The organism is Curtobacterium sp. MCBA15_013 (assembly GCF_001865095.1).
Classification (GTDB): domain Bacteria; phylum Actinomycetota; class Actinomycetes; order Actinomycetales; family Microbacteriaceae; genus Curtobacterium.
This window is the reverse complement of the sequence record NZ_MJGQ01000023.1, coordinates 86,944-110,760: the sequence shown is the minus strand read 5'-3', so window position 1 is coordinate 110,760 and position 23,817 is coordinate 86,944. Positions and strand designations below refer to the sequence as shown.

Annotated in this window: 25 protein-coding genes; 16 read left to right on the top strand and 9 right to left on the bottom strand. The window is 71.3% G+C overall.

Annotated elements, in window-relative coordinates; translation table 11 throughout:
* The first annotated feature begins 35 nt into the window (after nt 1–35).
* Genes BIV01_RS12620 through BIV01_RS12610 form a run of 3 tightly spaced genes read left to right on the top strand, consistent with a single transcriptional unit; the run spans nt 36 to nt 2,235 of the window.
* Nucleotides 36–611, top strand: a complete 576-nt coding sequence (locus BIV01_RS12620; protein WP_070417897.1) for an NUDIX domain-containing protein — start codon at nt 36–38, stop codon at nt 609–611.
* Nucleotides 608–1,189 carry a DUF1349 domain-containing protein gene (locus tag BIV01_RS12615; RefSeq protein ID WP_071303061.1) on the top strand — a complete coding sequence of 194 codons (582 nt, stop codon included), beginning with the start codon at nt 608–610 and terminating at the stop codon, nt 1,187–1,189. Before BIV01_RS12620 ends, BIV01_RS12615 begins: the two co-directional genes overlap by 4 nt.
* Before the next feature lie 32 nt (nt 1,190–1,221).
* Nucleotides 1,222–2,235 carry a site-specific tyrosine recombinase XerD gene (locus BIV01_RS12610; RefSeq protein WP_071303079.1) on the top strand — a complete coding sequence of 338 codons (1,014 nt, stop codon included), beginning with the start codon at nt 1,222–1,224 and terminating at the stop codon, nt 2,233–2,235.
* Nucleotides 2,236–2,286: 51 nt separating this feature from the next.
* Here the strand turns inward: BIV01_RS12610 and BIV01_RS19395 are convergent, their stop codons facing one another.
* The gene (locus tag BIV01_RS19395) at nt 2,287–2,766 is read right to left on the bottom strand and encodes a DUF2510 domain-containing protein (RefSeq protein ID WP_139199340.1); all 480 of its coding nucleotides are present in this window, start codon (nt 2,764–2,766) and stop codon (nt 2,287–2,289) included.
* Nucleotides 2,767–2,857: 91 nt separating this feature from the next.
* On the opposite strand from BIV01_RS19395, the gene BIV01_RS12600 reads away from it, so the two are divergent.
* Complete coding sequence (locus tag BIV01_RS12600) at nt 2,858–3,469, top strand: ASCH domain-containing protein (protein WP_083414011.1); 612 nt, start codon at nt 2,858–2,860, stop codon at nt 3,467–3,469.
* 7 nt (nt 3,470–3,476) lie between these two features.
* Here the strand turns inward: BIV01_RS12600 and BIV01_RS12595 are convergent, their stop codons facing one another.
* Nucleotides 3,477–4,508, bottom strand: a complete 1,032-nt coding sequence (locus BIV01_RS12595; protein WP_267484136.1) for an LLM class flavin-dependent oxidoreductase — start codon at nt 4,506–4,508, stop codon at nt 3,477–3,479.
* 56 nt (nt 4,509–4,564) lie between these two features.
* On the opposite strand from BIV01_RS12595, the gene BIV01_RS12590 reads away from it, so the two are divergent.
* The 3 genes from BIV01_RS12590 to BIV01_RS12580 all read left to right on the top strand — a co-directional run bounded on the left by BIV01_RS12590 (nt 4,565) and on the right by BIV01_RS12580 (nt 6,778).
* Nucleotides 4,565–4,897: a TraR/DksA family transcriptional regulator gene (locus BIV01_RS12590; RefSeq protein WP_071295664.1), complete on the top strand. Its 333-nt coding sequence runs from the start codon at nt 4,565–4,567 to the stop codon at nt 4,895–4,897.
* Between the two features lie 130 nt (nt 4,898–5,027).
* On the top strand, nt 5,028–5,471 hold the full coding sequence (locus BIV01_RS12585; protein WP_070417903.1) for a TIGR02611 family protein: 444 nt from the start codon (nt 5,028–5,030) through the stop codon (nt 5,469–5,471).
* Between the two features lie 74 nt (nt 5,472–5,545).
* A complete protein-coding gene (locus BIV01_RS12580) occupies nt 5,546–6,778 on the top strand; it encodes an AAA family ATPase (RefSeq protein WP_083414010.1) in 1,233 nt (410 codons plus the stop codon).
* A gap of 122 nt (nt 6,779–6,900) precedes the next feature.
* Here BIV01_RS12580 and BIV01_RS12575 read toward each other — a convergent pair whose 3' ends face one another.
* Entirely contained in the window at nt 6,901–8,157 is a 1,257-nt protein-coding gene (locus BIV01_RS12575; RefSeq protein ID WP_071303058.1) for an MFS transporter, read from the bottom strand.
* Nucleotides 8,158–8,268: 111 nt separating this feature from the next.
* Here BIV01_RS12575 and BIV01_RS12570 point away from each other — a divergent pair, with 111 nt between their 5' ends.
* On the top strand, nt 8,269–8,643 hold the full coding sequence (locus BIV01_RS12570) for an ArsR/SmtB family transcription factor (protein ID WP_071295666.1): 375 nt from the start codon (nt 8,269–8,271) through the stop codon (nt 8,641–8,643).
* Nucleotides 8,640–10,304: a DUF7059 domain-containing protein gene (locus BIV01_RS12565; RefSeq protein WP_083414009.1), complete on the top strand. Its 1,665-nt coding sequence runs from the start codon at nt 8,640–8,642 to the stop codon at nt 10,302–10,304. The genes BIV01_RS12570 and BIV01_RS12565 overlap by 4 nt, the downstream gene beginning before the upstream one ends.
* A 3-nt stretch (nt 10,305–10,307) precedes the next feature.
* Here BIV01_RS12565 and BIV01_RS12560 read toward each other — a convergent pair whose 3' ends face one another.
* Nucleotides 10,308–11,171, bottom strand: coding sequence for an NAD-dependent epimerase/dehydratase family protein (locus tag BIV01_RS12560; protein WP_070419385.1), 864 nt, complete (start codon nt 11,169–11,171; stop codon nt 10,308–10,310).
* 102 nt (nt 11,172–11,273) lie between these two features.
* Nucleotides 11,274–11,864: a TetR/AcrR family transcriptional regulator gene (locus tag BIV01_RS12555; protein WP_083414008.1), complete on the bottom strand. Its 591-nt coding sequence runs from the start codon at nt 11,862–11,864 to the stop codon at nt 11,274–11,276.
* Between the two features lie 133 nt (nt 11,865–11,997).
* On the opposite strand from BIV01_RS12555, the gene BIV01_RS12550 reads away from it, so the two are divergent.
* Both BIV01_RS12550 and BIV01_RS12545 read left to right on the top strand, forming a co-directional pair.
* Nucleotides 11,998–13,266: an MFS transporter gene (locus tag BIV01_RS12550; protein ID WP_254791830.1), complete on the top strand. Its 1,269-nt coding sequence runs from the start codon at nt 11,998–12,000 to the stop codon at nt 13,264–13,266.
* A 46-nt stretch (nt 13,267–13,312) separates the two neighbouring features.
* Nucleotides 13,313–15,772, top strand: a complete 2,460-nt coding sequence (locus BIV01_RS12545; protein WP_254791829.1) for a glycoside hydrolase family 3 protein — start codon at nt 13,313–13,315, stop codon at nt 15,770–15,772.
* A 420-nt stretch (nt 15,773–16,192) separates the two neighbouring features.
* Here BIV01_RS12545 and BIV01_RS12540 read toward each other — a convergent pair whose 3' ends face one another.
* The gene (locus tag BIV01_RS12540) at nt 16,193–17,209 is read right to left on the bottom strand and encodes an LLM class flavin-dependent oxidoreductase (protein WP_071303057.1); all 1,017 of its coding nucleotides are present in this window, start codon (nt 17,207–17,209) and stop codon (nt 16,193–16,195) included.
* Nucleotides 17,210–17,329: 120 nt separating this feature from the next.
* Between BIV01_RS12540 and BIV01_RS12535 the strand changes: the two genes are divergently transcribed.
* Entirely contained in the window at nt 17,330–19,927 is a 2,598-nt protein-coding gene (locus BIV01_RS12535; protein WP_071303056.1) for a DEAD/DEAH box helicase, read from the top strand.
* Nucleotides 19,928–19,932: 5 nt separating this feature from the next.
* The gene (locus tag BIV01_RS12530) at nt 19,933–20,454 is read left to right on the top strand and encodes a GNAT family N-acetyltransferase (RefSeq protein ID WP_254791828.1); all 522 of its coding nucleotides are present in this window, start codon (nt 19,933–19,935) and stop codon (nt 20,452–20,454) included.
* 3 nt (nt 20,455–20,457) lie between these two features.
* Here the strand turns inward: BIV01_RS12530 and BIV01_RS12525 are convergent, their stop codons facing one another.
* The gene (locus BIV01_RS12525) at nt 20,458–20,979 is read right to left on the bottom strand and encodes a ribonuclease H family protein (protein WP_070417909.1); all 522 of its coding nucleotides are present in this window, start codon (nt 20,977–20,979) and stop codon (nt 20,458–20,460) included.
* A 63-nt stretch (nt 20,980–21,042) separates the two neighbouring features.
* A complete protein-coding gene (locus BIV01_RS12520) occupies nt 21,043–21,870 on the bottom strand; it encodes a hypothetical protein (protein WP_139199339.1) in 828 nt (275 codons plus the stop codon).
* A gap of 203 nt (nt 21,871–22,073) precedes the next feature.
* Between BIV01_RS12520 and BIV01_RS12515 the strand changes: the two genes are divergently transcribed.
* Genes BIV01_RS12515 through BIV01_RS12505 form a run of 3 tightly spaced genes read left to right on the top strand, consistent with a single transcriptional unit; the run spans nt 22,074 to nt 22,914 of the window.
* Nucleotides 22,074–22,412 carry a hypothetical protein gene (locus BIV01_RS12515; RefSeq protein WP_071303053.1) on the top strand — a complete coding sequence of 113 codons (339 nt, stop codon included), beginning with the start codon at nt 22,074–22,076 and terminating at the stop codon, nt 22,410–22,412.
* A 47-nt stretch (nt 22,413–22,459) separates the two neighbouring features.
* On the top strand, nt 22,460–22,696 hold the full coding sequence (locus tag BIV01_RS12510; RefSeq protein WP_139199338.1) for a hypothetical protein: 237 nt from the start codon (nt 22,460–22,462) through the stop codon (nt 22,694–22,696).
* On the top strand, nt 22,693–22,914 hold the full coding sequence (locus BIV01_RS12505; RefSeq protein WP_071303051.1) for a hypothetical protein: 222 nt from the start codon (nt 22,693–22,695) through the stop codon (nt 22,912–22,914). Before BIV01_RS12510 ends, BIV01_RS12505 begins: the two co-directional genes overlap by 4 nt.
* Before the next feature lie 5 nt (nt 22,915–22,919).
* On the opposite strand, the gene BIV01_RS12500 is transcribed toward BIV01_RS12505, so the two are convergent.
* Nucleotides 22,920–23,738: an aldo/keto reductase gene (locus tag BIV01_RS12500; RefSeq protein WP_071303050.1), complete on the bottom strand. Its 819-nt coding sequence runs from the start codon at nt 23,736–23,738 to the stop codon at nt 22,920–22,922.
* Nucleotides 23,739–23,817: the final 79 nt, after the last annotated feature.

Sequence of the window (23,817 nt, the reverse complement as noted above, 5' to 3'; positions counted from 1 at the left end):
AGCTGGCACCGCGCCTCCAGTGCCAGGATGGTCGCGTGACTGACGCACCCATCGCTGACGAACCCGCCTCGTTCGAGGTCACCGAGTCCACCGTCGTGTACGAGGGCGCCGTCTGGGACGTGCGCCGCGACAGCATCGCGTACCACGATGAGACGATGGTCCGGGAGTACATCGACCACACCGGTGCAGTCGCGGTCTACGCCGAGGACGACGAGGGCCGCGTGCTCGTCATCCAGCAGTACCGGCACCCGGTGCGGATGCGCGACTGGGAGCTGCCGGCGGGGCTGCTCGACATGGCGGGCGAGGACCACCTGACCGCGGCGCAGCGCGAGCTGGCGGAGGAGGCCGACCTCGAGGCCGACGACTGGGAGCCGCTCGTCACCTACAACACCTCGTCCGGCGGCAGCGACGAGTTCCTGCAGATCTACCGCGCCCGTGGGGTGCGCGCGACCGCGACGGCGTTCGACCGCGAAGCCGAAGAGGCCGACATCGTGAAGCGGTGGGTGCCCCGGGCCGAGCTGGTCGAGGCGATCCTCGACGGTCGGCTGCACAACTCCGGGCTCGTCGTGGCCGTGCTCGCGGTGGACGCGCTCGAGCGGGGTGCCGCATGAGCCTCGCGGCGCTGCTCGACCAGGGGCGGTGGACGCACGAGCCCGTTGCGGCGACGCTCGACGGCGACGTCCTGCGGGTGACGGCCGTCGAGGGCAGCGACGCCTGGCGCACCACCTCGTACGGCTTCGTGCACGACTCCGAGCACGCGCTGCTCCGCCCGGTCGACGGGGCGTTCTCGGTCGAGGTGTCGTTCGCGCTCGACTACACGGAGCAGTTCGACCAGGCGGGGGTGTTCCTGCGGGTCGACGAGCGGAACTGGATCAAGGCCGGCGTCGAGTTCGCCGACGGGACGCCCCAGGTCGGGGCCGTCGTCACGCGCGATGCGTCGGACTGGTCGGTGGCCCCCGTGCCGGAGTGGACCGGTCGGGTCGTCACGGTCCGGGCCAGCCGAGACGGCGATGCCGTGACGATCCGGGCGTGGGCGGACGACGAGCCGCCGCGGCTCGTGCGGGTGGCGTACCTCGACCCCGACGCCCACGTGTCGGCGGGGCTGCTCTGCGCGGCACCGTCCCGCGCGGGACTGACCGTCGCCTTCACCGGGTTCCGCGTGGGGGAGCCGGACGGGTCGCTGCACTGACGCTCCCCGAGCGGCGCTAGCCTCGTGGGGTGATCCCGTTCGAGCGTGCCACGGAGACGTACCTGCGGCACATCGCGATCGAGCGGGGGCTCTCGCAGCACACGCTGTCGGCCTACCGGCGGGACCTGCTGACGTTCGGGTCGTGGCTCGAGACCGCTCCGGTCGTGGAGTCGGACGGCGCCGACCGAGCCGGGGGACCGGCGGTGCTCGACGACGTCGGGAGGATCGCGCGCGCGGACCTCGCGGGGTTCGTGGAGCACCTCGCGACCCGACCGTCCGGGCCGCTCGCGCCGAGGTCGGTGGCGCGCATGCTCAGCTCGGTGCGGTCGTTCACCGCGTTCGCCGCCGGCGAGGGGTGGCTCCAGCTCGACCCCGGCGCGTCCGTGCGGCCGCCGAAGGCCCCGATGCGGCTGCCGAAGGCGATCTCCGTGCACGACATGGAGCGGTTGCTCGGGGCCGCGTCCGCCGGGTCGCCCGACGGTGCCGCCGACGACCTCGTGGGGCTCCGGGACCGGGCGTTGCTCGAACTCCTCTACGCCACGGGAGCGCGCATCTCGGAGGCCGTCGGGCTCTCGGTCGACGACGTGACGACGCTGTCCGACGGCTCCGGAGACCTCGACGACGGGCTCTCCGTCGTCAAGGTCACCGGCAAGGGCAACAAGCAGCGGGTGGTGCCGCTCGGCAGTTTCGCGCGGGCGGCGATCGACGCGTACCTCGTGCGGGCGCGGCCGGTGTTCGCGGCACGGGGAGCGTCGACGCCGGCGCTGTTCCTCGGCGCCCGGGGTGCACGGCTCTCACGGCAGAGTGCGTGGCTCGTGATCCAGGCGGCAGCGGAGCGTGCGGAGCTCTCCGAGCACGTGTCGCCGCACACGTTCCGGCACTCGTTCGCGACGCACCTGCTCGAGGGGGGAGCGGACGTGCGGGTCGTGCAGGAGCTGCTCGGGCACGCGAGCGTGGCGACGACGCAGATCTACACGATGGTGACGGCGGACATGCTGCGGGACGTGTACCAGACGGCGCACCCGCGGGCGCGGCGTACTTCGTGAGCAGGAACGGTCGGGTCGCCTGAGGGCACCCGACCGTTCCTGCTCACGAAGTCAGAACAGGTGGAACTGCGCCGACGCCGCCACGGCAGCCGTCGCCACCGCGAGGACCAGGGCGCTCGCCGAAGCACTGCGCGCCAGCACCCGCCAGCCCCCGGTCGCCCCCGGCCACGCGACGCCGAGCAGCCCCGCCACGATCGCCGCCGCACTGCTCGCTCCCCAGGGGTTCACCACCACGGAGGCCGCCGCGAGCAGCACCGCCAGGGTCGAGAACGCACTGAACCGGTGGACGCCGGAGCCCCCGGACGCCCAGGAACGCGTCCGGATCGCCGCCGGCTGCACCGAGAAGGACGGTCCGACGGGCGCGACGACCACCGGGACGATCGGCTCGGTCCGGCTCGGGAGCACCCGTGTCGCCGCTCCCCAGGCGCGCCCGTCCCACCAGCGCAGGCGGCTCACGTCCTGCGGATCGGGGAACCAGCCGGCGGCCGGCAGCGTCACGGGGTGCTCCTCGGGGTGCGTGGGAAGGTGCACGTCGACGCTACGGGAGTGCGGGAAGCGGCCACAGTCCCAGCCCGGGTGTCGGCAGGAAGGGGGACCACCCGCGTGCAGTAGCGTCGAGCGGGTGACCTCGACGCTCGACGACTTCTGGCGTGACCGGCGCGACGAGCGACCGGAGTTGCCGACGGCCCTGCCGGAGGCGTGGACGTTCGGCGCGACGCCGGCGCAGGCGGACGATCTGCTCGACCTCGTGCTGCGCGGGGTGAAGGACGGGACGGCGTCGTCGTTCTGGGACTACGAGGCGTCCGGGGACCGCGTGCCGGAGGTCGGGGACATCGGCATCGTCACGGACTCCACCGGGGCACCGCGGGCGGTCGTCGAGACGACCAGCGTCCGGATCGTCCCCTTCGACGAGGTCGATGCGGACCACGCCCGGGCCGAGGGGGAGGGCGACCGGACGCTCGCGCACTGGCGCCGGGTGCACGAGGCGTACTGGCGCGCGCACTCGGAGGCCCCGCGCGGGTTCGATCCGCGGATGCCGGTCGTGTGCGAACGCTTCCGGCTCGTCTGGCCCGCACCGGTGACGATCCCGCCCGCACCGGCGACGATCCCGCCCGCACCGGCGACGACCGCGCCCGCACCGGCGACGACCGCGCCCGCACCGGCGACGACCGCGCCCGCACCGGCGACGACCCCGCCGGCCCCGCCGGCCCCGGACCCCACCGCCGTCGCCTGACCGCCCGTCAGGCCGGGACGGGCGCCGCGTCCACCTCGCGCATGACGTCCTTCACCGAGGCGAGCAGCCGGGCGTTGAACTCGACGCCGAGCTGGTTCGGCACCGTGACGAGCACGGTGTCGGCAGCCCGCACGGCCTGGTCCGCCGCGAGCTCGGCCACCAGGTCCTCCGGCGACCCGATGTACGACCGGCCGAACCGTGCAAGCCCGCCGTCGAGGTGCCCGACCTGGTCCTGGCCCTCGACCTGTGCCCGGACACCGAAGTAGTGCCGCGACTCGTCGTCGATGATCGGGATGATGCTGCGGGACACCGAGACCCGAGGGGTCCGCTCCCAGCCGGACTCGGCCCAGACCCGACGGAAGCGTTCGATCTGCTCGGCCTGGAGCTCGTCGAACGGCACACCGGTGTCCTCGGTCAGCAGGGTCGACGACATGAGGTTCATGCCCTGCTCGGCCGTCCACTCCGCGGTCGCCCGGGTGCCGGCGCCCCACCAGATGCGGTCGCCGAGCGAGTCGGAGAGCGGCGAGATCGGCAGGGACCCGACCGAGCCGGTCATCTGCGGGTTCGCGTTCGCCATCGGTTCACCGGCGATCGCCCGCCGGAACACCGACGTGTGCGCGCGGGCCATGTCCCCGCCGTTCTCGTCGGACGCGTCCGGCACGTAGCCGAACTGCTGGTAACCGGCGAGGGCGGTCTCGGGTGAGCCCCGGGAGACCCCGAGCTGCAGTCGACCACCGGAGATGAGGTCGGTCGCGGCCGCCTCCTCTGCCATGTACAGCGGGTTCTCGTAGCGCATGTCGATGACGCCGGTGCCGATCTCGATGCGGCTGGTCTTCGCTGCGATCGCGGAGAGCAACGGGAAGGGCGCCGCCTGCTGGGGCGCGAAGTGGTGGACGCGGAAGTACGCGCCGTCGACGCCAGCCTCCTCGGCGGCGACCGCGAGGTCGATCGCCTGGACCAGGGCCTCACGACCGCTGCGCACCTTCGACCCCGGCACGTCGCGCCAGTGTCCGAACGACAGGAACCCGATCTTCGTCATGTCGATACGAACGCATCCGACAGCACGACCATTCCGGGCCGACTACGGTGTCCGGCATGGACGACCCTCGCCAGGCACTGGTCGCGGAGCGGGCGCGCAACGAGCGCCTCCTCGCGGACGTCGAGCGGAGCATGCGGGACGTCAGCGACGCCCGGCAGGACGCCAACTCCGACGACGAGCACGACCCCGAGGGCGCGACCCTCGCCTGGGAGCGCGGCTCGCTCGGCGCCGTGCGGGACGACGCCCGCGAGCGGATCCGGTTGGTGGACGCCGCGCTCGCGCGGCTCGACGCCGGGACCTACGGCCGCTGTGCGGTCGGTGGGGAACCGATCCCGGAGGCGCGCCTCGCCGCCGTCCCGTGGGCCGCGACCTGCGTGGCGCACGCGTGACGAGCCTCCTGGCCCACACCGTCTGACGGGAGGCGCGGGTCGCCCCCGCCACGCGCCTCCCGTCACGGACGCACCGCACGTCCACCGCGCGCGCCGCGGTTTCCCAGCCGCGCGCCCTACATTGCGGCACATGGAAGGCGACCCGAACGACCGGACCGACGCGGTCGAACGTGCCGAGACGCCGCACCGGCGGTTCCAGTGGTTCCACGACGTCCGCGCCTGGATCCACGCGCGTCCCCACCTGCACCTCTTCTACAAGGTGCTCGTCGGGATCGTCGGCGGGCTCGTCGTCGTGATCGGGCTGATCCTCGTGCCGCTGCCCGGGCCGGGATGGCTGGTGGTCTTCATCGGGCTGACGATCCTCGCGAGCGAGTTCCACTTCTTCCACCGGATCATCACGTGGCTCCGTGCCCAGCTGCACCGCTTCTGGGACTGGGCGAAGGCGCACGGGCCGCAGTGGCTCCGGAACGCCGCCGACCGCGGCAAGGCGGACGTCGACGCGGCGCACACCGGTGCTGCCCGGACGGTCGGGGTGCGCGGGCGCGGCGCGAAGCGGGCGCGGCCCGGGCACTGAGCCGCGCGGAGCGGATGAGTCGTGTGCCGCGTCCGTCTGCCTCGAGCATCACCGCCATGCCCTAGCATTCGATAATGGCTCGATCTCACCCAGCTCCGCATGAAGTCTTCACCCCAGGCAGCCCGCCGCTGAACCCGCAGAACGTTTACGTGAACCGAACGTCCGCGGAACAGGCGCTTCGCCGCTATGTGCAGCGACACCAAGTCCCTGTGGTGTGGGGTGAGTACGGCGTTGGGAAAACCACACTAGTGCAGAGATTCTTCCGCGCAGAACATGAGCGCGCAGAGCTGGTTTACATCGCCAGTGTCGCCAATCTAGAAATCGACGACATCTTCCGGACGATCTTGGAGCACCTCGACTACCGAGTGGAGGTGCAGAAGGTCCGGTCGACTGATGGTGGCGTTGGTGTCGGCATCGACCTCAAAATTGTGAAGGCTGATGTTAAGATGAATGGCTCCGAAACGAGCACATCGCAACTGATCGTCACGTCGCCTACTGACACCCGCATGAATCAGATCATTACTGCGGCCGACCTCACAGTTGTCTTAGATGAGATGCACAAGGCTTCTCCAGCGCTAAGGGAAAGCTTGGTCGACTGGATCAAGGCGACGCGGGCGGAGCCCGAGGGCCTTACGCTTGTGCTGGTCGGAACTAGCACGGACGCCGGCCGCCTTGTTGCCCTCGACACGGGAATTGATCGATATGTGAAGGAAATGTCGGTCGATCTGATGACGCTCGAGGAAGGGCGGTACATCGTGGACGAGGGTTTTGCCCGTCTCGGCCTCCAAATTACTCCGGAGCTTCGCGAGCGTGTTGTCGGAGCAGCTGCTGGGGCTCCAACCATCATTCAATCTCTGTGTCTAGACGCGGCAGAGAGTGTTATTCAGGATGGGCGGGATGAGGTGGAGGCGGGTGATCTCCAGGCTGCGGTCGATCTGTATCTGAAGGAACATGGCGGTCGTCTTGCGGAGTACTACTGGCGAGCCATTGAAACGACAGGGCCAAAACGTTACCGGAAGCAGGTGCTGATGGCGATGGCAATGATTCCGAGTGACTGCGCGACGATGGATGACATTCGACGCGGAGTATCCGAGTCGCTAGGCGAAGAGGTGCCATCGACGACGCTCAGTGGTCCTCTGCGTGAGTTGAAGACGGAGCAGTACGGAAAGGTCCTGCGGGATGTCGATCGTCCGATCTCCGGACAACGCATCCACAACTTGACTGCCTTCTCTGATCCAATGATGAAATCGTTCGTGCGTTTCATGAACAATTTGGGTCAGAACGGCTTGGAGGCCCCGAAGGGTTGACGTCTTGCGGGCTACGCTTGATCAGCGGTTGCAGACTCTGGAACCTAGCTATCAAAGCGTGTGTGTCGCTCATGGCGGAACGACGATAGTGGATGAGCGTGTTGGTATTTTCGGCCCGAGTGTCACTTCGGTAGCGCGTTTCGGACCGAGCCGGTGCAGGTGCGCTCGAGCACCTCGGCGGCCTGCTCCTCGACGGCGGCGGCGTCCCGCGACACGAGCTGCAGCACGAGGGCGACGACCGCGGCGAGGACGATGAACGCCCCGTACCCGGCGATGACCGGCACGAGCCCGACGGTCGGCTCGAGCAGCCCTCCGACGACGGCCGGCACGCCGAACGCCAGGTAGCTCACGACGTAGATCGTGGAGAGCAGCCCCGCACGGTGCGTCGGTGCCGCGGTGGCGAGCAGCATCCGCAGCGGTGCCTGGAACCCGGCGCCGAAGCCCACGCCCGCGATCGCACTGCCCACGACGAGGCCCGGCAGGGAGTGCGCCATCACGAACGCCACCGTGACGATCGGTCCGAGCACGAGGGCGACCAGGCCGATCAGGACTGCGCGACGGGCGTCCATCCGCTGCGTCGCGAGACCGGTCAGCGCGCCGACCCCGGTGACGACGGCGATCAGGGCACCGGCGGCGAAGTGGTTCGTGATGCCGAAGACCGCGCCGAGCGCCGAGGGGACGAGCGACAGGAACATCCCGCCGAGGGCCCAGCTCGCGATGAGCGATCCGGCGACGCTGCGGAACAGCCGCCGCGAGGACCGGGGCACGCTGATCCGGGGGACGAGGGAGCGGAGGGCACCCGGTCGCGGGGTGACCCGCTCGGGGACGACGACGAGTGCGATCACCATGAGGACGAGCAGCGCGCCGAAGAGCAGGTACACGAGTTGCTCCGGCGCGGGACCCCACTGCACGAGGGCGCCGCTCGACATCGCACCGGTCGCGAGGGCGATCGGCGGGATGACACCGTTCAGCACCCCGGCGAGGGTGGGGAAGCGCTCGAGCGAGTTGTCGATGAGCGCCGCTCCGAGGGCGCCGATGAGCAGCCCGACGGAGACGCCCTGCACGATGCGGTCCACGATCAGGGCGCCGACACCGTCCGCGACCGCGAAGAGCCCGAGGGACAGCGCGACGCCGAGGCCGCCGACGACGAGCACGGGCTTGCGGCCGACGTGGTCGGACAGGCGCCCGGCGACGAGCAGGCTGGCCAGCAGCCCCGCGACGTAGATGGCGAACACGCCGGTGAGCATGAGCGGGGTGAGGTGCCACTCCGCGGCGTACACGGGGTAGATCGGCGAGGGGACCGCCGACGAGGCGACGGACACGAGGAGCATCGCCGCGAGGATCCAGAACCCGGCGACCGAGCGAGCTGACTGCGCCATGTGCGCCACCTTCCGTTGCGAGCGGGACAGTACGAAGAGAGTCGTACAGTATCGAGTCGTGCTGTACGACGCAAGTCGTACTACGAGCGGAACGGTGGTAGCGTCCCGTCCATGCCCGCGACCGTGGATGCTCCCGAACACCTGCCGCAGCCGACCGTGGCCGAGATGGACCTGCCGGTCGTGATGGACGCCCTGAGCGACCCGATCCGGCTCGCGATCCTGCACCGCTACCTCGTCGACGCCGCCGGTGGCATCCGCAGCTGCGGCTGGGTCGGCATCGACCGGCCGAAGTCCACGCTGACCCACCACTTCCGCGTCCTGCGCGAGGCCGGACTCCTCGAGCAGCACCAGGAGGGGCTCACCCGGTCGAGCCGCGTCCGCATCGAGGACGTCGAGCAGCGGTTCCCCGGGCTCCTCGACCTCGTGTTCGCGTGGGAGGTCCCCGCGGCCCTCATGCGCACGGACCTCGTCGAGGGCGCCGCGTGAACGCCGCCGCCGCCTCCGCCGCGTCCGCCCGGACCCCGCACACGCTCCCGACGATCGGTGCCGACGCCGCCGTCACCGACGCGCTGCGCCAGGACCTGACCGACGCCGGGTTCACGGTCGAGCGGGTCGACGCCCTGTGGGGCGCCGAGGCCGCCGCGTCGCTCCACCGCGGTTCCCGCGTCGCAGCGCTCCGGGCGCTCGCCGCCCGCGACACGACGCCGCTCGGCACCCTCGCGACGCTCTTCGTGCTCGGGCTCCCGGTCCGCCGCGCCGACGCGGACGCCGCGTTCCCGTCCGCCGGCGTGCAGTCCGTCGAAGCGAGCGGTCTGGTCCGCGTCGACGCCGGCTCCGTCGCTCCCGCCGTGGACCTCCGCCCCTACGCCTTCGTCGACGACCTCGGCGCCGGCAGCTGGTGGATCGTCTCCGACCTCGGCGAACTCGCACTCGGCACGGCACTCGGCGAGGAGCACGTCCTCGGCATCGGCGGTGCCACCACGACGCTCTCCGGCCTGCAGGTCCCCGTGCCCGTCCGTCGCGTGCTCGACCTCGGCACTGGCTGCGGCATCCAGGCGATGCACGCCCGACGCTTCGCCGACGAGGTCGTCGCCACCGACATCTCGCGCCGGGCCCTCGACATCGCCCGGTTCAACGCACAGCTCAACGGCATCGACGGCATCGAGTTCCGCTTCGGCTCCCTGTTCGAACCGGTCGCGGGGGAGCGCTTCGACCGCATCGTCTCGAACCCGCCGTTCGTCATCACGCCCCGCAGCGAGGGCGTTCCCGCCTACGAGTACCGCGACGGCGGCATGGTCGGCGACGCCCTCGTCGAGACCGTCCTCACCGGACTCGGCGAGCACCTCGAACCCGGCGGGACCGCGCAGCTGCTCGGCAACTGGGAGTACCACTGGGGCACGGACGGCCTCGACCGCGTGCGGTCCTGGTTCGAGCGGGCCGACACCGACGGGCTCGGGCTCGACGCCTGGGTCATCGAGCGGGAACGGCAGGACCCCACCGCCTACGCCGAGACGTGGATCCGGGACGGCGGGACGAAGCCCGGGACGCCCGAGTTCGACCGGCTGGTCGGCGCGTGGCTCGACGACTTCGCGGACCGTCGGGTGACCGGCGTCGGCTTCGGGTACGTCGTGGTCCGGAAGCCCCGGCCGGGGCCCACACGGGCCGGTTCCGACGCGTCGCGGAGCCTGCGGAGCGACGTGGCGGCCGAGCCCGTGGGGAGAGGCGCGGCGCACCTCCGCCGCTTCGAGCGCGTCCCCGAGACGCTCGGCTCCAACCCCGCGGGTCTCGGCGCGACGGTCGCGCGGGTCCTCGACGCGGCCGCGTGGCTCGCCGCGCACGACGACGTCGCGCTCGCCGCCGCCCACCTCGCGGTCGCCGGCGACGTCACCGAGGAGCGCTTCTACTGGCCGGGCAACGACGACCCGACCGTGATGACGCTCGTGCAGGGCGGCGGACTCGGACGCCGCGTGGACGCCGACACCGCGCTCGCCGCGTTCGTCGGGGCCTGCGACGGGGAGCTGTCGGTGGCGGCGATCGTCGGCGCCCTCGCGCAGATCACCGGGGTGGACGAGCAGGTGCTCGCCGCCGACCTGCTGCCGGCGGCGCGCGACCTGGTGCTCGACGGCCTGCTCGTCCCGGCCGCCTGACGATCAGGCGCGGTGGTCGCGCCAGCTGTGCTCGGGGGCGTAGCCCAGCAGCTCGCGGGCCTTCTCCGACGAGAGCAGCGAGCTGACGCCGTCGATGTCCGCGCGGCGCTCGATGTCCGGCACGTAGCGCTCGACGAGCTCGATCGTCGGAGTGTCCATGACGGTGTCCGGGCTCGCGATCACGAACGCCTCGAAGCCGGTGAGCTCGGCCTCGAGGGCCTTGCGCACGGCCTGGGCGCCGTCGCGGGAGTCGATGTACGACCAGAGGTTGAACGTCTTCGCCTCGGGGGTGGCGTCCCACGGGAACGCGGGGTAGTCGGTCTCGTCCATCACGTTCGAGAACCGCAGACCGATCATCTTCAGCTCCGGGTCCCAGCGGGTGAAGTGGCGGGCCATCTCCTCCTCCACCGCCTTGCCGAGCGAGTACGACGACTGCGGGCGCACCGCGAACTCCTCGTCGACGGGCAGGTACGGCGGGTGGTGCTCGCCCATCGGGATGCCGAGCAGGGTCTCGCTCGACGCCCACACCAGGTTCTTGATCTTCGCGGCACGAGCGGCGTGGAAGACGTTGATCGACGACGTCACGTTGTTCGTGATGAGCGCGACGTCGGGGACCTGCCCCGGGGCGGGGACCGCGGCGAGGTGCACCACGGCGTCGACGTGGTCGTACCGGTCGTCGACGCCGAGCAGGACGTTCAGCACCTGGCCGTGGTCGGTGAGGTCGGTGCGGACGAACTGCACCCGTTCGGGCTTGTCGGGGAAGGGCACGCGGTCGACCAGGACCACGTCGTACCCGTGCGCATCGAGGTCGCGGACCACCGCTCGCCCGAGCTTCCCACTGCCGCCGGTCACCACTACACGCGTCATCGCGTCACTCCACATCGTCGTCGGGTCGCCCTCGCGGGCTGGCTCCATCCTGCCCGGCGCGACCTGACCCGACCAGGCCCTGTCCGTACCCCGTTGCCCGGGTCAGGCGGTGGGGGCGACCTGGGCGATCGCGAGCCGTGCGACGAGCTCGACGTGCTGCGCCATGTCCCGCGTCGGGTCGAACAGCCACTGGATCTGCATGCCGTCCGAGACCGCGAGCAGCACGCTCGTCAGTTCCTCGACGTCGACGTCGACGCGGAGTCGTCCGTCCTCCTGCATGGCGCGGAAGTCGGAGGACAGGTCGCGGCGGCTGCGCTCGTAGCGCTCGCGGAAGTACTCGTGCGCCGGGTGCTCCGGGTCGGTCGCGGCCGCGGCGGAGAGGTTGACGAACATCTGCACGAGGCCGGGGACCTCGGCGTTGTGCCGCACGATCGCGGCGAGCAGCGCTGCCGGGTCCGGGGCGTGCCAGTCGTGCTGCAGGTCGATCTCGTCGCGGCGCCGCAGGATCTCGACCCAGAGCTCGTCCTTCGAGTCGAAGTAGTGCAGCAACCCGGCCTGCGTCAGCCCGACGGCATCGGCGATGTCCTTGATGCTCGTGCGACGGAAGCCCTGCGACGCGACGAGGTCGAGCGCCGTCGTGAGGATCTCCTCGCGCTTCGCGATGCCCTTCGCGTACGAACCCCGTCGTGCCATGGCAGGACTGTACCGCTCTCGGCGACCGCCCAGAAAACCTAGCCCTGGTTGGTTTTGGTGTTACGGTGGCACGAGCCGCCGACGAAGGCGTGCGAGTCGCCGACGCAGGCGGCGTCCCCGAGAAGAGGTTGCAGTGGCCAACGATGCCCTGACCGTCAACGACACCCCGACCGCCGTCGCCCCCACGCGCGGCCGGGGGAATCCGCTCATGTACACGCTCGGCATGCCGATCGCGATGCTCGGCCTGTACATCGCGCTGCTGCCGCCGGTGCTCGTCGCCATGGCGCTGAAGGTCGCCGAGATCGCGCCGGACAACCAGGCGGGCGTGCTCGGCCTGGCACTCGGTGTGGGCGCGTTCGCCGCGATGGTCGCCAACCCCCTTGCCGGTCGCTTCAGCGATCGGACTGCCGGGAGGCTCGGCATGCGTCGTCCGTGGATCATCGGTGGCACGGTGGTCGGCTTCGCGGGCCTCGTGGTCGTCGCGACGACCACCTCGACCGTCGTGCTGGTCCTCGCGTGGGGCGTCACGCAGATCGCCTACAACGCCACGATCGCGGCGCTGACCGCCGTCATGCCGGACCACGTCACGCGCTCCCAGCGCGGCCGGGTCGCGGCGCTGCTCGGGCTCTCCCAGAACCTCGCGCTCGTCGGCGGCACGTTCCTCGTGCAGCTCTTCTCGACCTCGGCGACGCAGATGATCATCCCCGGCGCGATCGGGTCGATCGTCGTCGTGCTCTACGCGCTCGTGTTCCGCGACCGCGTGCTCACCAACCGGCCGACGTCGAAGCTCAGCGTCGGGCAGGTCTTCGGGTCGTTCGTGTTCAACCCGGTCAAGCACCCCGACCTCGGCTGGGCCTGGCTGACCCGCTTCCTCATGGTCGCCGCGCAGTACACCGCGGTGAGCTACCTGACCTACTTCCTGCGCGACGACATCGGCGTCGAGTCGGAGCACGTCGCGAACGCGGTGTTCCAGGGCACGCTGTGGAACGTCGTGGGGATCGTCCTCACGTCCCTCGTCGCCGGGTGGCTGTCCGACAAGCTCGGCCGCCGCAAGCTCTTCGTCGCCGTGGCCGGTGTCGTCGGCGTGGTGGGACTCGTGCTCATCGCACTCGCGCCGTCGCTCGGCATGGTGCTCGTCGGGGAGTTCGTGATGGGCGCCGGCATGGGTGTCTTCTACGCCGTCGACCTCGCTCTCATCACCGACGTGCTCCCCTCCGACGAGGACAACGCGAAGGACCTCGGCGTGGTGAACATCGCGCAGGCCCTGCCGCAGTCGATCGTCCCCGCCTCCGCCCCCGGCGTGATCGCCCTCACCGGCGGGTACAGCGGCTTCTTCATCACCGGCGCCGTCGTCGGACTGCTCGGCATCGCCTCGGTGTCCCGCATCCGCGGCGTGCGCTGACCACCTGTTCTGGCTCTGAACGAAAGGACCGACCACCGTGACTACCGTGGACGACGTGACCACTGCCTCCAGTACGGCCGAGCGCATCGAGGCGCTCGTCGGCCAGCTGACCACTGACGAGAAGGTGCAGCTCCTGACCGGGCGCGACTTCTGGACCACCTGGCCGATCGAGAAGATCGGGCTGCGCCGCATCCTCATGTCGGACGGCCCGTCCGGCGTCCGCGGTGAGGTCTGGGACGAGCGCGACCCGTCGCTGAACCTGCCGTCCGCGACGGCGCTGAGTGCGTCGTGGGACCGCGCGATCGCGAAGCGCTACGGCGCCGCAGCGGCCGTCGAGGCCCGCCGCAAGGGGGTCGACGTCGTCCTCGGCCCGACCATCAACCTGCACCGCTCGCCCCTCGGTGGCCGGCACTTCGAGGCGTTCAGCGAGGACCCGGTGCTCACCGGTGACCTGGCGGCGTCGTACGTCGAGGGCGTGCAGGAGAACGGCGTCGCCGCGACCCCGAAGCACTACATCGCGAACGACTACGAGACCGACCGCTTCACCGCGTCCACCGAGGTCTCCGACCGTGCCCTGCGGGAGCTCTACCTGCTCGCGTTCGAGAAGGCCGTGACCGAGGCGCACGCCTGGGCGATCATGTCGTCGTACAACTCGATCAACGGCGTCACCGCGTCCGAGAACGAGCTGCTCGAGACCCCGCTGAACTCCGAGTGGGGCTTCGACGGCATCGTCGTCTCCGACTGGACCGGTGTCCGCTCGGTCGACTCGGCGAAGGCGTCCCAGGACGTCGCGATGCCCGGGCCGAACCAGTGGTGGAGCGAGGGGCCGCTGCTCGCCGCCGTGCAGTCCGGCGACGTGCCGATCGAGGCGATCGACCGGAAGGTCCGCCGCATCCTCACCCTCGCCGCCCGCGTGGGCGCACTCGAGGGCTTCGAGCCCGTGGCCGCGCAGCCCGTGCACGTCGAGGACGGCGTCGCGTTCGTCCGCGAGGCCGAGGCCGAGGGCACCGTCCTCGTCCGCAACACGGGCGTGCTGCCGCTCGACGCGCCCGCCGTCTCCCGCATCGCCGTGATCGGCCACAACGCCGACCAGGCCCGCACGCAGGGCGGTGGCTCGGCCACCGTCGTGCCGTCGCAGGTCGTCTCGCCGCTCGACGGGATCCGTTCGGCGTTCCCGGGTGCCACGGTGGACTACGCGATCGGTGCCGTCGTGCAGGAGGGCATCGCGGAGTTCCCGCTGTCCACCATCACCAACCCCGGCACCGGCGAGCCCGGCGCCCGCGTCGCGTTCGTGCGCGACGGGACCGAGCTGTACGTCGAGGACCGCCGTGCGACCGCGCTGTTCTGGTTCGGCGGCGACGCCCCCACGCGTGAAGCCGACCGGCTCGACATCACCACGACCTACACCGCGCCGTCCACCGGCACGGTCCGGATCGGCATCGGCGCAGCGGGTCGCTCGCGCATGTGGATCGACGGCGAGCTCGTGCTCGACGAGGACGTCCCCTTCGAGGGCGACCAGCTCGGCGCCGCCTTCCTCAACCCGCCGGCACGGTCGGTGCCCGTGTCGGTGAGGGCCGGCCAGGACGTCGCGATCCGCATCGAGTACGACGTCATCCAGGACGAGACCCTCGGCGGCGTGCTCGCGTACCAGTTCGGTACCGAGCCGAGCGACGAGGACCCGTCGGTGCTGATCGACGCGGCGGTGGCTGCCGCGACCGGGGCGGACATCGCCGTCGTCGTGGTCGGGACCAACTCGAAGGTCGAGTCCGAGGGATACGACCGCTCCTCGCTCGCGCTCCCCGGGCACCAGGACGACCTGGTGCGTGCGGTCGCCGCGGCGAACCCGAACACCGTGGTCGTCGTGAACGCCGGCTCGCCGGTCGAGATGCCGTGGCGGAACGACGTCGCCGCGGTCCTGCTCACGTGGTTCGGCGGACAGGAGTACGGCAACGCGCTCGCCGACGTCCTCACCGGTGCTCGCGAGCCGGGCGGCCGTCTGCCCACCACCTGGCCGGTCGCGATGGCGGACGTGCCCGTGCTCGACGTCACCCCCGTCGACGGCAAGGTGTCCTACGACGAGGGCGTGCACATCGGCTACCGGGCCTGGCTCCGCGCGGGCACCGAGCCGGCCTACCCGTTCGGCCACGGACTCGGCTACACGACCTGGACGATCGACGGCGTCACCGCGACGCCGACCGTCCGCGAGGGCGACGCGGTCATCGTCACCGCGACCGTCGCGAACACGGGCGACCGGGCCGGCAAGCACGTCGTGCAGGTCTACGCCTCGCGGGAGTCCTCGGCAGTCGACCGTCCGGTCCGCTGGCTCGTCGGGTTCGCGCCCGTGCGGCTCGACGCGGGCGAGTCCACCGAGGTCTCGATCGAGGTCCCGGCCCGGGCGTTCGCGCACTGGGACGGTGCGTGGGCCCACGAGTCCGGCACCTTCACGCTGCACGTCGGCGCATCGGTGTCGGACGAATCCGGCACCGTGACGGTCCAATCCGCGTGAAGTCGTCCGGTTTCCGCGCTGACGCCGTGATCATTCAGTAACATCGATCTGCGCCAGGCGGCTGGTTACCGTCGGCGCGCGCACCGAGAACTGGGTCGCCATGCGTGCGACACGGTCTCCTGATCCGGCCGATGGAGCCCTGGTGGCCCTGGTGCGTCCAGAATGCGTCCCCGCGTCCGCGCGGGGGCGCATTCGCTTGTCCGGGGCAGGTGCCAACCGGTTGACTTCCGCCAGTCTGGGAGAAACCAGTGAACGAACGTCACTTTTTCGGTCCACGAACCGCAATCCGGTGTGACAAACCACTCGGTAGGTGGAACGATGGGTGCACCATCCCGTGCGGATCAGGGACGAGATGGTCATCCGGCCGGGCTCCCGGGGAGCCTCACCACCACCTGGTGCGGGCCCGCCGGATGCCCTGCATCACCGGGCTCGGACGGCCGGTGCGACGTCCTCGGCGACGATGCGCAGGATCCGCTCGTGCGACGCGGCGTCACCGTTCGCGGGCAGGGTGATCACGAGTTCGTCGGTCGACCGCACGGCCGGGTCGGCGAGCAGCGCGTCGACGATGGCCGACGGCTCGCCGGAGACGACCTTGCTGAAGCGGAACGGCGGGTTCCCCGAGAGCGGCCGCCCCTCGTCGTCCATGCCGCTCGCGTACCCGGTGAGGAACTCCTCGTGCACGGCACGGTCGTGGTCGTCGAGCAGCGGGACAACGATCCGGCCGACGGCGACCTTCGGGGTGCGGTCGGGGTGCAGCTGGGCGAAGCGCTCGCGGTACGCGGCGATCTGGTCCGCCTGCGCCTCGGCGAACGGCGCACCGGTGTCCTCGGTGTTCAGGGTCGAACAGTGCAGCAGCAGACCCTTCTCGGCCGTCCGCACCGCGGTGCCCATGCTGCCGCCGCCCCACCACACGCGGTCGCGGAGTCCGGGGCTGAGGGGTTGCAGCGTGAGGTCGGTGTCGGCCGGGATGCTCTCGTAGCCCGTGCCGGCGGTGCCGAGCGGCTCGCCCTGCAGCACCTCGAGGAGGCGGGACGCGCGCGCCTCGGCCTCGTCGCGGAAGCTGCGGTCGGACGCGCCGAACACCGGGTCGAGGATCGGGCCGTAGCCCGCGATGCCGGTCGAGATGCCGAGCTGCACGCGGCCGTCGCTGAGGAGGTCGACCGTGCTGGCGTCCTCGGCGAGGCGGATCGGGTCCTCGTAGCGCATGCCGAGGACCGCGGTGCCGAAGCCGATCGTGCTGGTGCGCTGGGCGGCGGCCGCGAAGAAGGTCATCGGGCTGGTCAGGAACGGCTCGAAGTGGCGGCCCCGGACCCACCCGGTGCCGTAGCCGAGCGACTCGGCGGTCTCGAAGAGGCGCAGGCCGTCCTCGAGGGCAGCGGCGGCGCCGGCCGTGCCGCCGTGGTTCGGGACGAAGGAGAGGAAGCCGAGTTCGCGCACGACGTGAGTCTATGCGCGCGTATCGAGCCGCGCCTCCCGTCGCGTCTGACCGACGGGAGGCGCGGGTCGGCGCCGCCCCGCGCCTCCCGTCCGTCACCATGCACCTGGGAGGATGGTCCCATGACCGACGTCACCACCCAGCCCCCGCTCGTCGCCGCCCTGCCGGCGGCGGTCGACGGTGTCGTCGACCCGGACGCCGTGTACGAGGCGTTCGCAGCCTGGGCGGCCGAGGGCGGGCGCCCGCTCTACCCGGCGCAGGACGAAGCCGTGATCGAGCTCGTCTCCGGCGCCAACGTCGTGCTCTCGACGCCCACCGGCACCGGCAAGTCACTCGTCGCCGCGGGTGCGCACTTCGCCGCCCTCGCCGAGGGCAAGCGGAGCTACTACACGGCCCCGATCAAGGCACTCGTCTCCGAGAAGTTCTTCCAGCTCGTCGAGCTGTTCGGTGCCCAGAACGTCGGCATGGTCACGGGCGACTCGAGCGTCAACGCCGATGCCCCGATCGTGTGCTGCACGGCGGAGATCCTCGCGAACCTCGCGCTCCGGCAGGGACCGGACGCCGACGTCGACGTCGTCGTGATGGACGAGTTCCACTACTACGGCGACCCCGACCGCGGATGGGCGTGGCAGGTGCCGCTGCTCGTCCTCGAACGGGCGCAGTTCCTGCTCATGTCCGCGACGCTCGGCGACGTCACGACCATCGCGGACGATCTGTCGCGCCGGACCGGACGGCCGACCGCGCGGGTCACCGGGGTCTCGCGTCCGGTGCCGCTCGAGTACGAGTACGTGATGACGCCCGTGCAGGAGACGGTCGAACGGCTGCTCGAGGAGGGCAAGGCGCCGATCTACATCGTCCACTTCGCCCAGGCCGCCGCACTCGAACGGGCGCAGGCGCTCATGTCGGCGCGCGTCGCGTCACGCGAACGCCGCGACCAGATCGCCGAGGCCATCGCCGGGTTCCGCTTCAGCGCCGGGTTCGGGCAGACCCTGTCCCGACTCATCCGGGCGGGCATCGGCGTCCACCACGCCGGCATGCTGCCGAAGTACCGACGGCTCGTCGAGCAGCTCGCCCAGCGCGGGCTGTTGCCGGTGATCTGCGGCACCGACACCCTCGGCGTCGGCATCAACGTGCCGATCCGCTCGGTGCTGCTCACCGGGCTGACGAAGTTCGACGGCACGAAGATGCGACAGCTGTCCGCTCGCGAGTTCCACCAGATCGCCGGTCGAGCCGGTCGTGCCGGGTACGACACCGAGGGCGACGTCGTGGCCGAGGCGCCGGAGCACGACATCGAGAACGCCCGGGCGGTCGCCAAGGCCGGCGACGACCCCAAGAAGAAGAACAAGATCAAGCGGAAGAAGGCGCCGGACGGCTTCGTGTCGTGGGGCCAGGCGTCGTTCGAGCGGCTCATCGCGGCCGAGCCCGAGCCGATGGTCTCGCGGATGCGGATCACACACGCGATGGTGCTCTCCGTCGTCGCGCGGGGCGGTTCGGCGTTCGAGTCCGTCCGGTCGCTCGTCTTCGACAACCACGAACCCCGGTCACGGCAGCTCGCGATGGCCCGGCGGGCACTGACCATCGCGCGGACGCTCATCAACGCGCGGGTGATCGAGAAGGTCGACGGGGAGTACCGGTTGACCGTCGACATCGCGCCGAACTTCGCGCTCAACCAGCCGCTCTCGCCGTTCGCGCTCGCGGCGTTCGAGCTGCTCGATCCTTCGTCTCCCAGCTACGCGCTCGACATGGTCTCGATCGTCGAGGCCACCCTCGACGACCCGCGGGCGATCCTCTCGCAGCAGCAGTTCAAGGAGCGCGGCGAGGCCGTCGCCCGGATGAAGCAGGAGGGGATCGAGTACGACGAGCGGATGGAGCTGCTCGAGGAGGTCACGTGGCCCCGCCCCCTCGCGGAACTGCTCGAGGCCGCGTACGAGGCCTACGCGGCCGAACAGCCGTGGGTGCTCGACTTCGCGCTCTCGCCCAAGGCCGTCGTGCGCGACATGTACGAGCGGGCGATGACCTTCGGCGACTTCGTGCGGTTCTACCAGCTCACCCGCTCCGAGGGGCTCGTGCTCCGGTACCTGTCCGACGCGTACCGGACGATGCGGCAGACGATCGCCGACGAGCAGCGCACCCCGGAGCTCGACGACCTGATCGAGTGGCTCGGCGAGGTCGTCAAGCAGACCGACTCCTCGCTCGTCGACGAGTGGGAGGCCCTGCTGAACGGTGACGTCCTGCTCGCGTCGGAGGAACACGAGGAGATCGCGCCGCCGCAGCCCTCGCGGCTCACCGGGAACCCGCGGGCGTTCCGGGTGCTCGTGCGCAACGCCCTGTTCCAGCGGGTCCTGCTCGCCGCCGCCGACGACGTCGCCGGACTCGCGGCGCTGGACGGAGCGGCGGGCTTCGGCGAGGACGCCTGGGACGCCGTGCTCGAGGAGTACTACGAGGCGCACGACGAGATCGGGACGGGTGCCGACGCCCGGTCCATGCAGTACCTGGTGCTCGACGAGGCCGGGGCCACCGGGGTGTCCGGGGCGGCGGGCGCGTCGGGCTCGGTGCGCGTCTGGCGTGCGCGGCAGATCTTCGCCGATCCCGCCGGTGACAAGGACTTCGGGTTCTCCGCCACGATCGACCTCGACGCCTCGGACGAGGCGGGTGAGGCCGTGGTGCGGGTCACCGAGATCGGTCGCTTCGACGGCTGGTCGGACGTGGACGTCGACTGATGCCCGTGGTGCGCGAGCTCGGCGGCTCCTCGGCCGACCGTGACGTCGCCGCGCTGCAGGACCTGCTCGAGTCGGTGCCGGACTACGCGTTGCGGATCACCGGGTACCCGCCGGGGCCGTCCGACGGGCTGAGCGCGGTGCTGTCGGTGCCGGACGGGTTCGATCCGGCGGGGAAGGTCGGGCTCGGGCTGTGGGAGGGGGAGCGGCTCGTGGCGTTCGCGGACGTGCTGCTCGGGTACCCGTCGCCCTCCGTCGCGTACATCGGGCTGCTGGTCGTCCGAGGGGGCGAGCAGGGTCGGGGGCTCGGGCGGGCGATGCACGACGCGGTCGTCGAGCGGGTCCGGGTGGCGTCCGGGCGCTCGGGCGTGGGGCGCTCGCGCCGTTTGCGCCTCGGGATCGTCGCGTCGAACGCGTCGGTGGCGGAGCCGTTCTGGCGGGCGCTCGGGTACGAGCCGACGGGGGAGGAGAAGCCGTACCGGTACGACCACCTCGTCAGCGCGGTCGCGCTCTGGGAGCGGCCGCTCTGAAGGTCAGAACAGGGTCGCGGGCGGGGTCGCCTCGGGCAGCGCGGCCGGCTCGGTGACCTCGACCCCTGGCCACCCCGGGCCGTGCGGCACCTCGGTGCCCTGCTGGTAGGCGGTCGCGGCACCGCGGGCGCGGACGTCCGCCGCCTCGTTCATCTCGTGCCCGACGTGGCCGCGGACCCACTCGAACGTGACCTTGCGCCCCTGCAGCTCGGCGTCGAGCTCTTTGATGATCTCGACGTTCAGCACGGGCTTGCCGTCGGCCTTCCGCCAGCCCTTCCGCTTCCAGCCCGCGAGCCACTCGGTGCACGCCTTGATCGCGTACTGGCTGTCACAGAGGATGTGCAGCGGCTCGCCGGTGTCCTTCGTGGCGCGGAGCAGCTGGAGGACGGCGGTCAGCTCGCCCTGGTTGTTGGTGGCGTTCGGCCACCCACCGGCGGCCCAGCGGTCGTCATCGACGTACCAGGCCCAGCCGGCCGGGCCGGGGTTGCCGAGGGCTGAGCCGTCTGCTGCGGCGACGATCGTCACGGTGGGACCTCCTGCGTGTGGCGAGTGCTGGTCAACCGTAACGGACCGGACCGACCCCCGGCGTCAGCGGTTCGCGGGGGAGATGTTGAGGGTGGCGTCCTCGTTGAGCCACTTGTCGCCGCGGAGCTCGAGGTAGGGGTTCATCCACTCGAACTGCGCCGGGGTGACGCCGAAGCGCTTCGACACCGTGGTGAGGTCGTCCCCGTGCGACACCATGTACCACGTGGGCGTGCCGTCGACGTCCTTCACGTACCCGTACGCCCCCGGGCGGGCCTTCCCCACGGTGACGCGAAGGTCGGGGTAGGGGTTCGGGATCTTCCACGTCAGCTTGCCGACCGCGAGCACGGAGCCGACCCACGGACGGTCCGCGTCGCTGCTGCCGTCGCCGGACGACATCGGCACCAGGACGGCGCTCGCGAGGTAGTCGGGCCGTGCACCGGCGTCGAGCGTGTACGAATCGGGCGGTCCGGACGCGCGATCCCACTGCACGAACCCACGGGCGACCGCGTCGTAGCCGTCCTGGAACCCGGCGACGCGGTGGCGGAACTGGATCGACATCGGCTGCGGGTTCGTCGTCCAGTAGTCCGAGAGGTGCACCGTGAACACGCCGTCGGCATCGGCGGTGACCCGCACGTGGATCGACGTGTCCCCGGTCTTCGACACGACGTCGGTCTCGGCGGCGACGGTCCCGGCGGGGAGGACCTGCTCGGGGGTGGGGGAGGCGGAGGGCGTCGGTCGCTCGGTGGCGTCCGGTCCCTGCACGGCCAGCCGGGTCGGACTCGGCACCGGATCGGGTCCGCTGAACACCGAGCAGCCGGTCAGTCCGATGGCTGCGACCGCCGCCAGCAGCACCACCGCAGTCGTCCGTCCCCTCGTCACCGCTCGTCGCATGATCCCCCTCGTCCCCGGCCGGCGTCGGATCTCGCCTGGCCCGCGGCGATCGTAGCGTGGGGTCGGGGCGTGTTCCGGGCCCGTGACCGGATCGGTACCGATGCTGCGGGATCGAGCGGTCGCCCTCGTGCGGACCACCGGTCGGGTGCGTCGATCGGACTGCCGGCGACGTCGCTCGGGCAGCGAGGCCTACGGTCGGCGCCATGAGCGACAGCATCCCCGACGTCCCGGGCCCCGAGCACTCCGACGACCACGCACGCACCGACGCCCTGCGCGAGGCCGCACACCACGAGGGCGCGGACGGCGTCGGGGAGCGTGAGCAGCGCGCGGCCGACACCTCGTACAGCCCGTCGAGCGAGCGGGAGACCGAGGCCTCGCACACGTCGCAGCGCGATCGTGCCGACCTCGAGGCGGACGGCATCGACCCGTCGAGGATCGTCGCCGCTCCGGGCACGGGTGGTGCCGACGACGCGGGAGACGTCGAGCCGGAGCCCGGCGACCTGCACCTGCCGTGGCAGTCCGAGGAGGACCGCCGGGGCTGAGGTTCCGGGGTACGGATCGCCCAGCCCGCCGGCGTAGCGTCCCGCGCATGCCGGTTCCGTGGATGGAGCGCACTGGTCGGACCCCAGGCGGGGTCGTCGGTGCGTGGTTCAACGTCGTCGTCTGCGCGGCGCTCGTCATCGGATTGCCGCTGAGCGCGCTGAGCCGTGGGCACGACCTCGCGCACGTCGTCTTCGCGATCGTCCTGACGGCGATCGCGGTCACCCTGGAGGTCGTGTTCGTCCGGAACCTCCGGCAGCAGATCGAGCGGACGCGGGGGCGGTGACCGGCGCGACCTGGTTCGGCGTCGGCGCGGTCGTCGCGGCGCTGTGGGGTGTCACGATCGCGGTGTTCAACCGGTGGGCGCAGTCCATCGGTGGCGACGAGCTCATGAACGGGAGGCCACTCATCCCGCGGTTCGTCCGGGTGATCGGCATCTTCCTCGCAGTCGTGGGGACCGGGATCGCCGTGGTCGCCTTTAGTGGGCTGCTCCCGACCGGCTGAGCGCGTCAGGACACCGAGTCCGGGTGGGACCCCGTGCGCTGCCCCGACTCGAGCGACGCGATCGCCGCCAGGTCGTCGTCGCTCAGCACGAACCCTTCGACGTCGAGGTTCGACCGGATCCGCGACGGCGTCACCGACTTCGGCAGCACCACCACCCCCTGCTGCACGTTCCACCGCACGAGCACCTGCGCCACGCTCACCCCGTGGGCGTCCGCGATGCCGGTGAGCACCGGCTCGTCGATGAGCCGCCCGCGTCCGAGCGGTGACCAGGCCTCGGTCACGATCCCGTGCTGCGCGTGGAATGCCGTGAGCTCACGCTGCGGCAGCCACGGGTGCCGCTCGACCTGGTTCACCGCCGGGACCTCGCCCGTCTCGTCGATGAGTCGTTCGAGGTGCGGCACCTGGAAGTTCGACACCCCGACGCTGCGCGCGCGCCCCGACTCGCGCAGCTCGACGAGGGCGCGCCAGGTGTCGACGTAGCGGTCGTTCGCCGCGGCCGGCCAGTGGATCAGGTAGAGGTCGACGGTGTCGAGCCCGAGTCGCTCGAGGCTCGCGTCGAACGCCCGCAGGGTCGCGTCGCGCCCCTGGTGGTCGTTCCACACCTTGGTCGTCACGAAGACGTCGTCACGGTCGAGCCCGGAGGCGCGGATCGCCTTCCCGACGCCGGTCTCGTTGCCGTACATCTCGGCGGTGTCGACGTGCCGGTAGCCGGCGTCGAGCGCGAGACCGACCGCCGTCTCGGCCTCGGTGTCGTCGACCTTGTAGACGCCGAAACCGATGGCGGGGATCGACGCGCCGTCGCGGAGGGGGACTGAGGTGACCATGCACCCATCCTGCCGATCGTGGCGGGGGTGCGCCGCGCCTCCAGGCCGGGCGACGCACCACGACATCGACGTGACACGC

Coding starts and splice junctions, on each gene's coding strand:
- BIV01_RS12615 (WP_071303061.1), top strand. CDS start 608: ATGAGCCTCGCGGCGCTGCTCGACCAGGGGCGGTGGACGCACGAGCCC.
- BIV01_RS12595 (WP_267484136.1), bottom strand. CDS start 4,508: ATGACGAAGATCGGGTTCCTGTCGTTCGGACACTGGCGCGACGTGCCG.
- BIV01_RS12590 (WP_071295664.1), top strand. CDS start 4,565: ATGGACGACCCTCGCCAGGCACTGGTCGCGGAGCGGGCGCGCAACGAG.
- BIV01_RS12585 (WP_070417903.1), top strand. CDS start 5,028: ATGGAAGGCGACCCGAACGACCGGACCGACGCGGTCGAACGTGCCGAG.
- BIV01_RS12580 (WP_083414010.1), top strand. CDS start 5,546: ATGGCTCGATCTCACCCAGCTCCGCATGAAGTCTTCACCCCAGGCAGC.
- BIV01_RS12575 (WP_071303058.1), bottom strand. CDS start 8,157: ATGGCGCAGTCAGCTCGCTCGGTCGCCGGGTTCTGGATCCTCGCGGCG.
- BIV01_RS12570 (WP_071295666.1), top strand. CDS start 8,269: ATGCCCGCGACCGTGGATGCTCCCGAACACCTGCCGCAGCCGACCGTG.
- BIV01_RS12560 (WP_070419385.1), bottom strand. CDS start 11,171: ATGACGCGTGTAGTGGTGACCGGCGGCAGTGGGAAGCTCGGGCGAGCG.
- BIV01_RS12555 (WP_083414008.1), bottom strand. CDS start 11,864: ATGGCACGACGGGGTTCGTACGCGAAGGGCATCGCGAAGCGCGAGGAG.
- BIV01_RS12535 (WP_071303056.1), top strand. CDS start 17,330: ATGACCGACGTCACCACCCAGCCCCCGCTCGTCGCCGCCCTGCCGGCG.
- BIV01_RS12520 (WP_139199339.1), bottom strand. CDS start 21,870: ATGCGACGAGCGGTGACGAGGGGACGGACGACTGCGGTGGTGCTGCTG.
- BIV01_RS12515 (WP_071303053.1), top strand. CDS start 22,074: ATGAGCGACAGCATCCCCGACGTCCCGGGCCCCGAGCACTCCGACGAC.
- BIV01_RS12510 (WP_139199338.1), top strand. CDS start 22,460: ATGCCGGTTCCGTGGATGGAGCGCACTGGTCGGACCCCAGGCGGGGTC.
- BIV01_RS12500 (WP_071303050.1), bottom strand. CDS start 23,738: ATGGTCACCTCAGTCCCCCTCCGCGACGGCGCGTCGATCCCCGCCATC.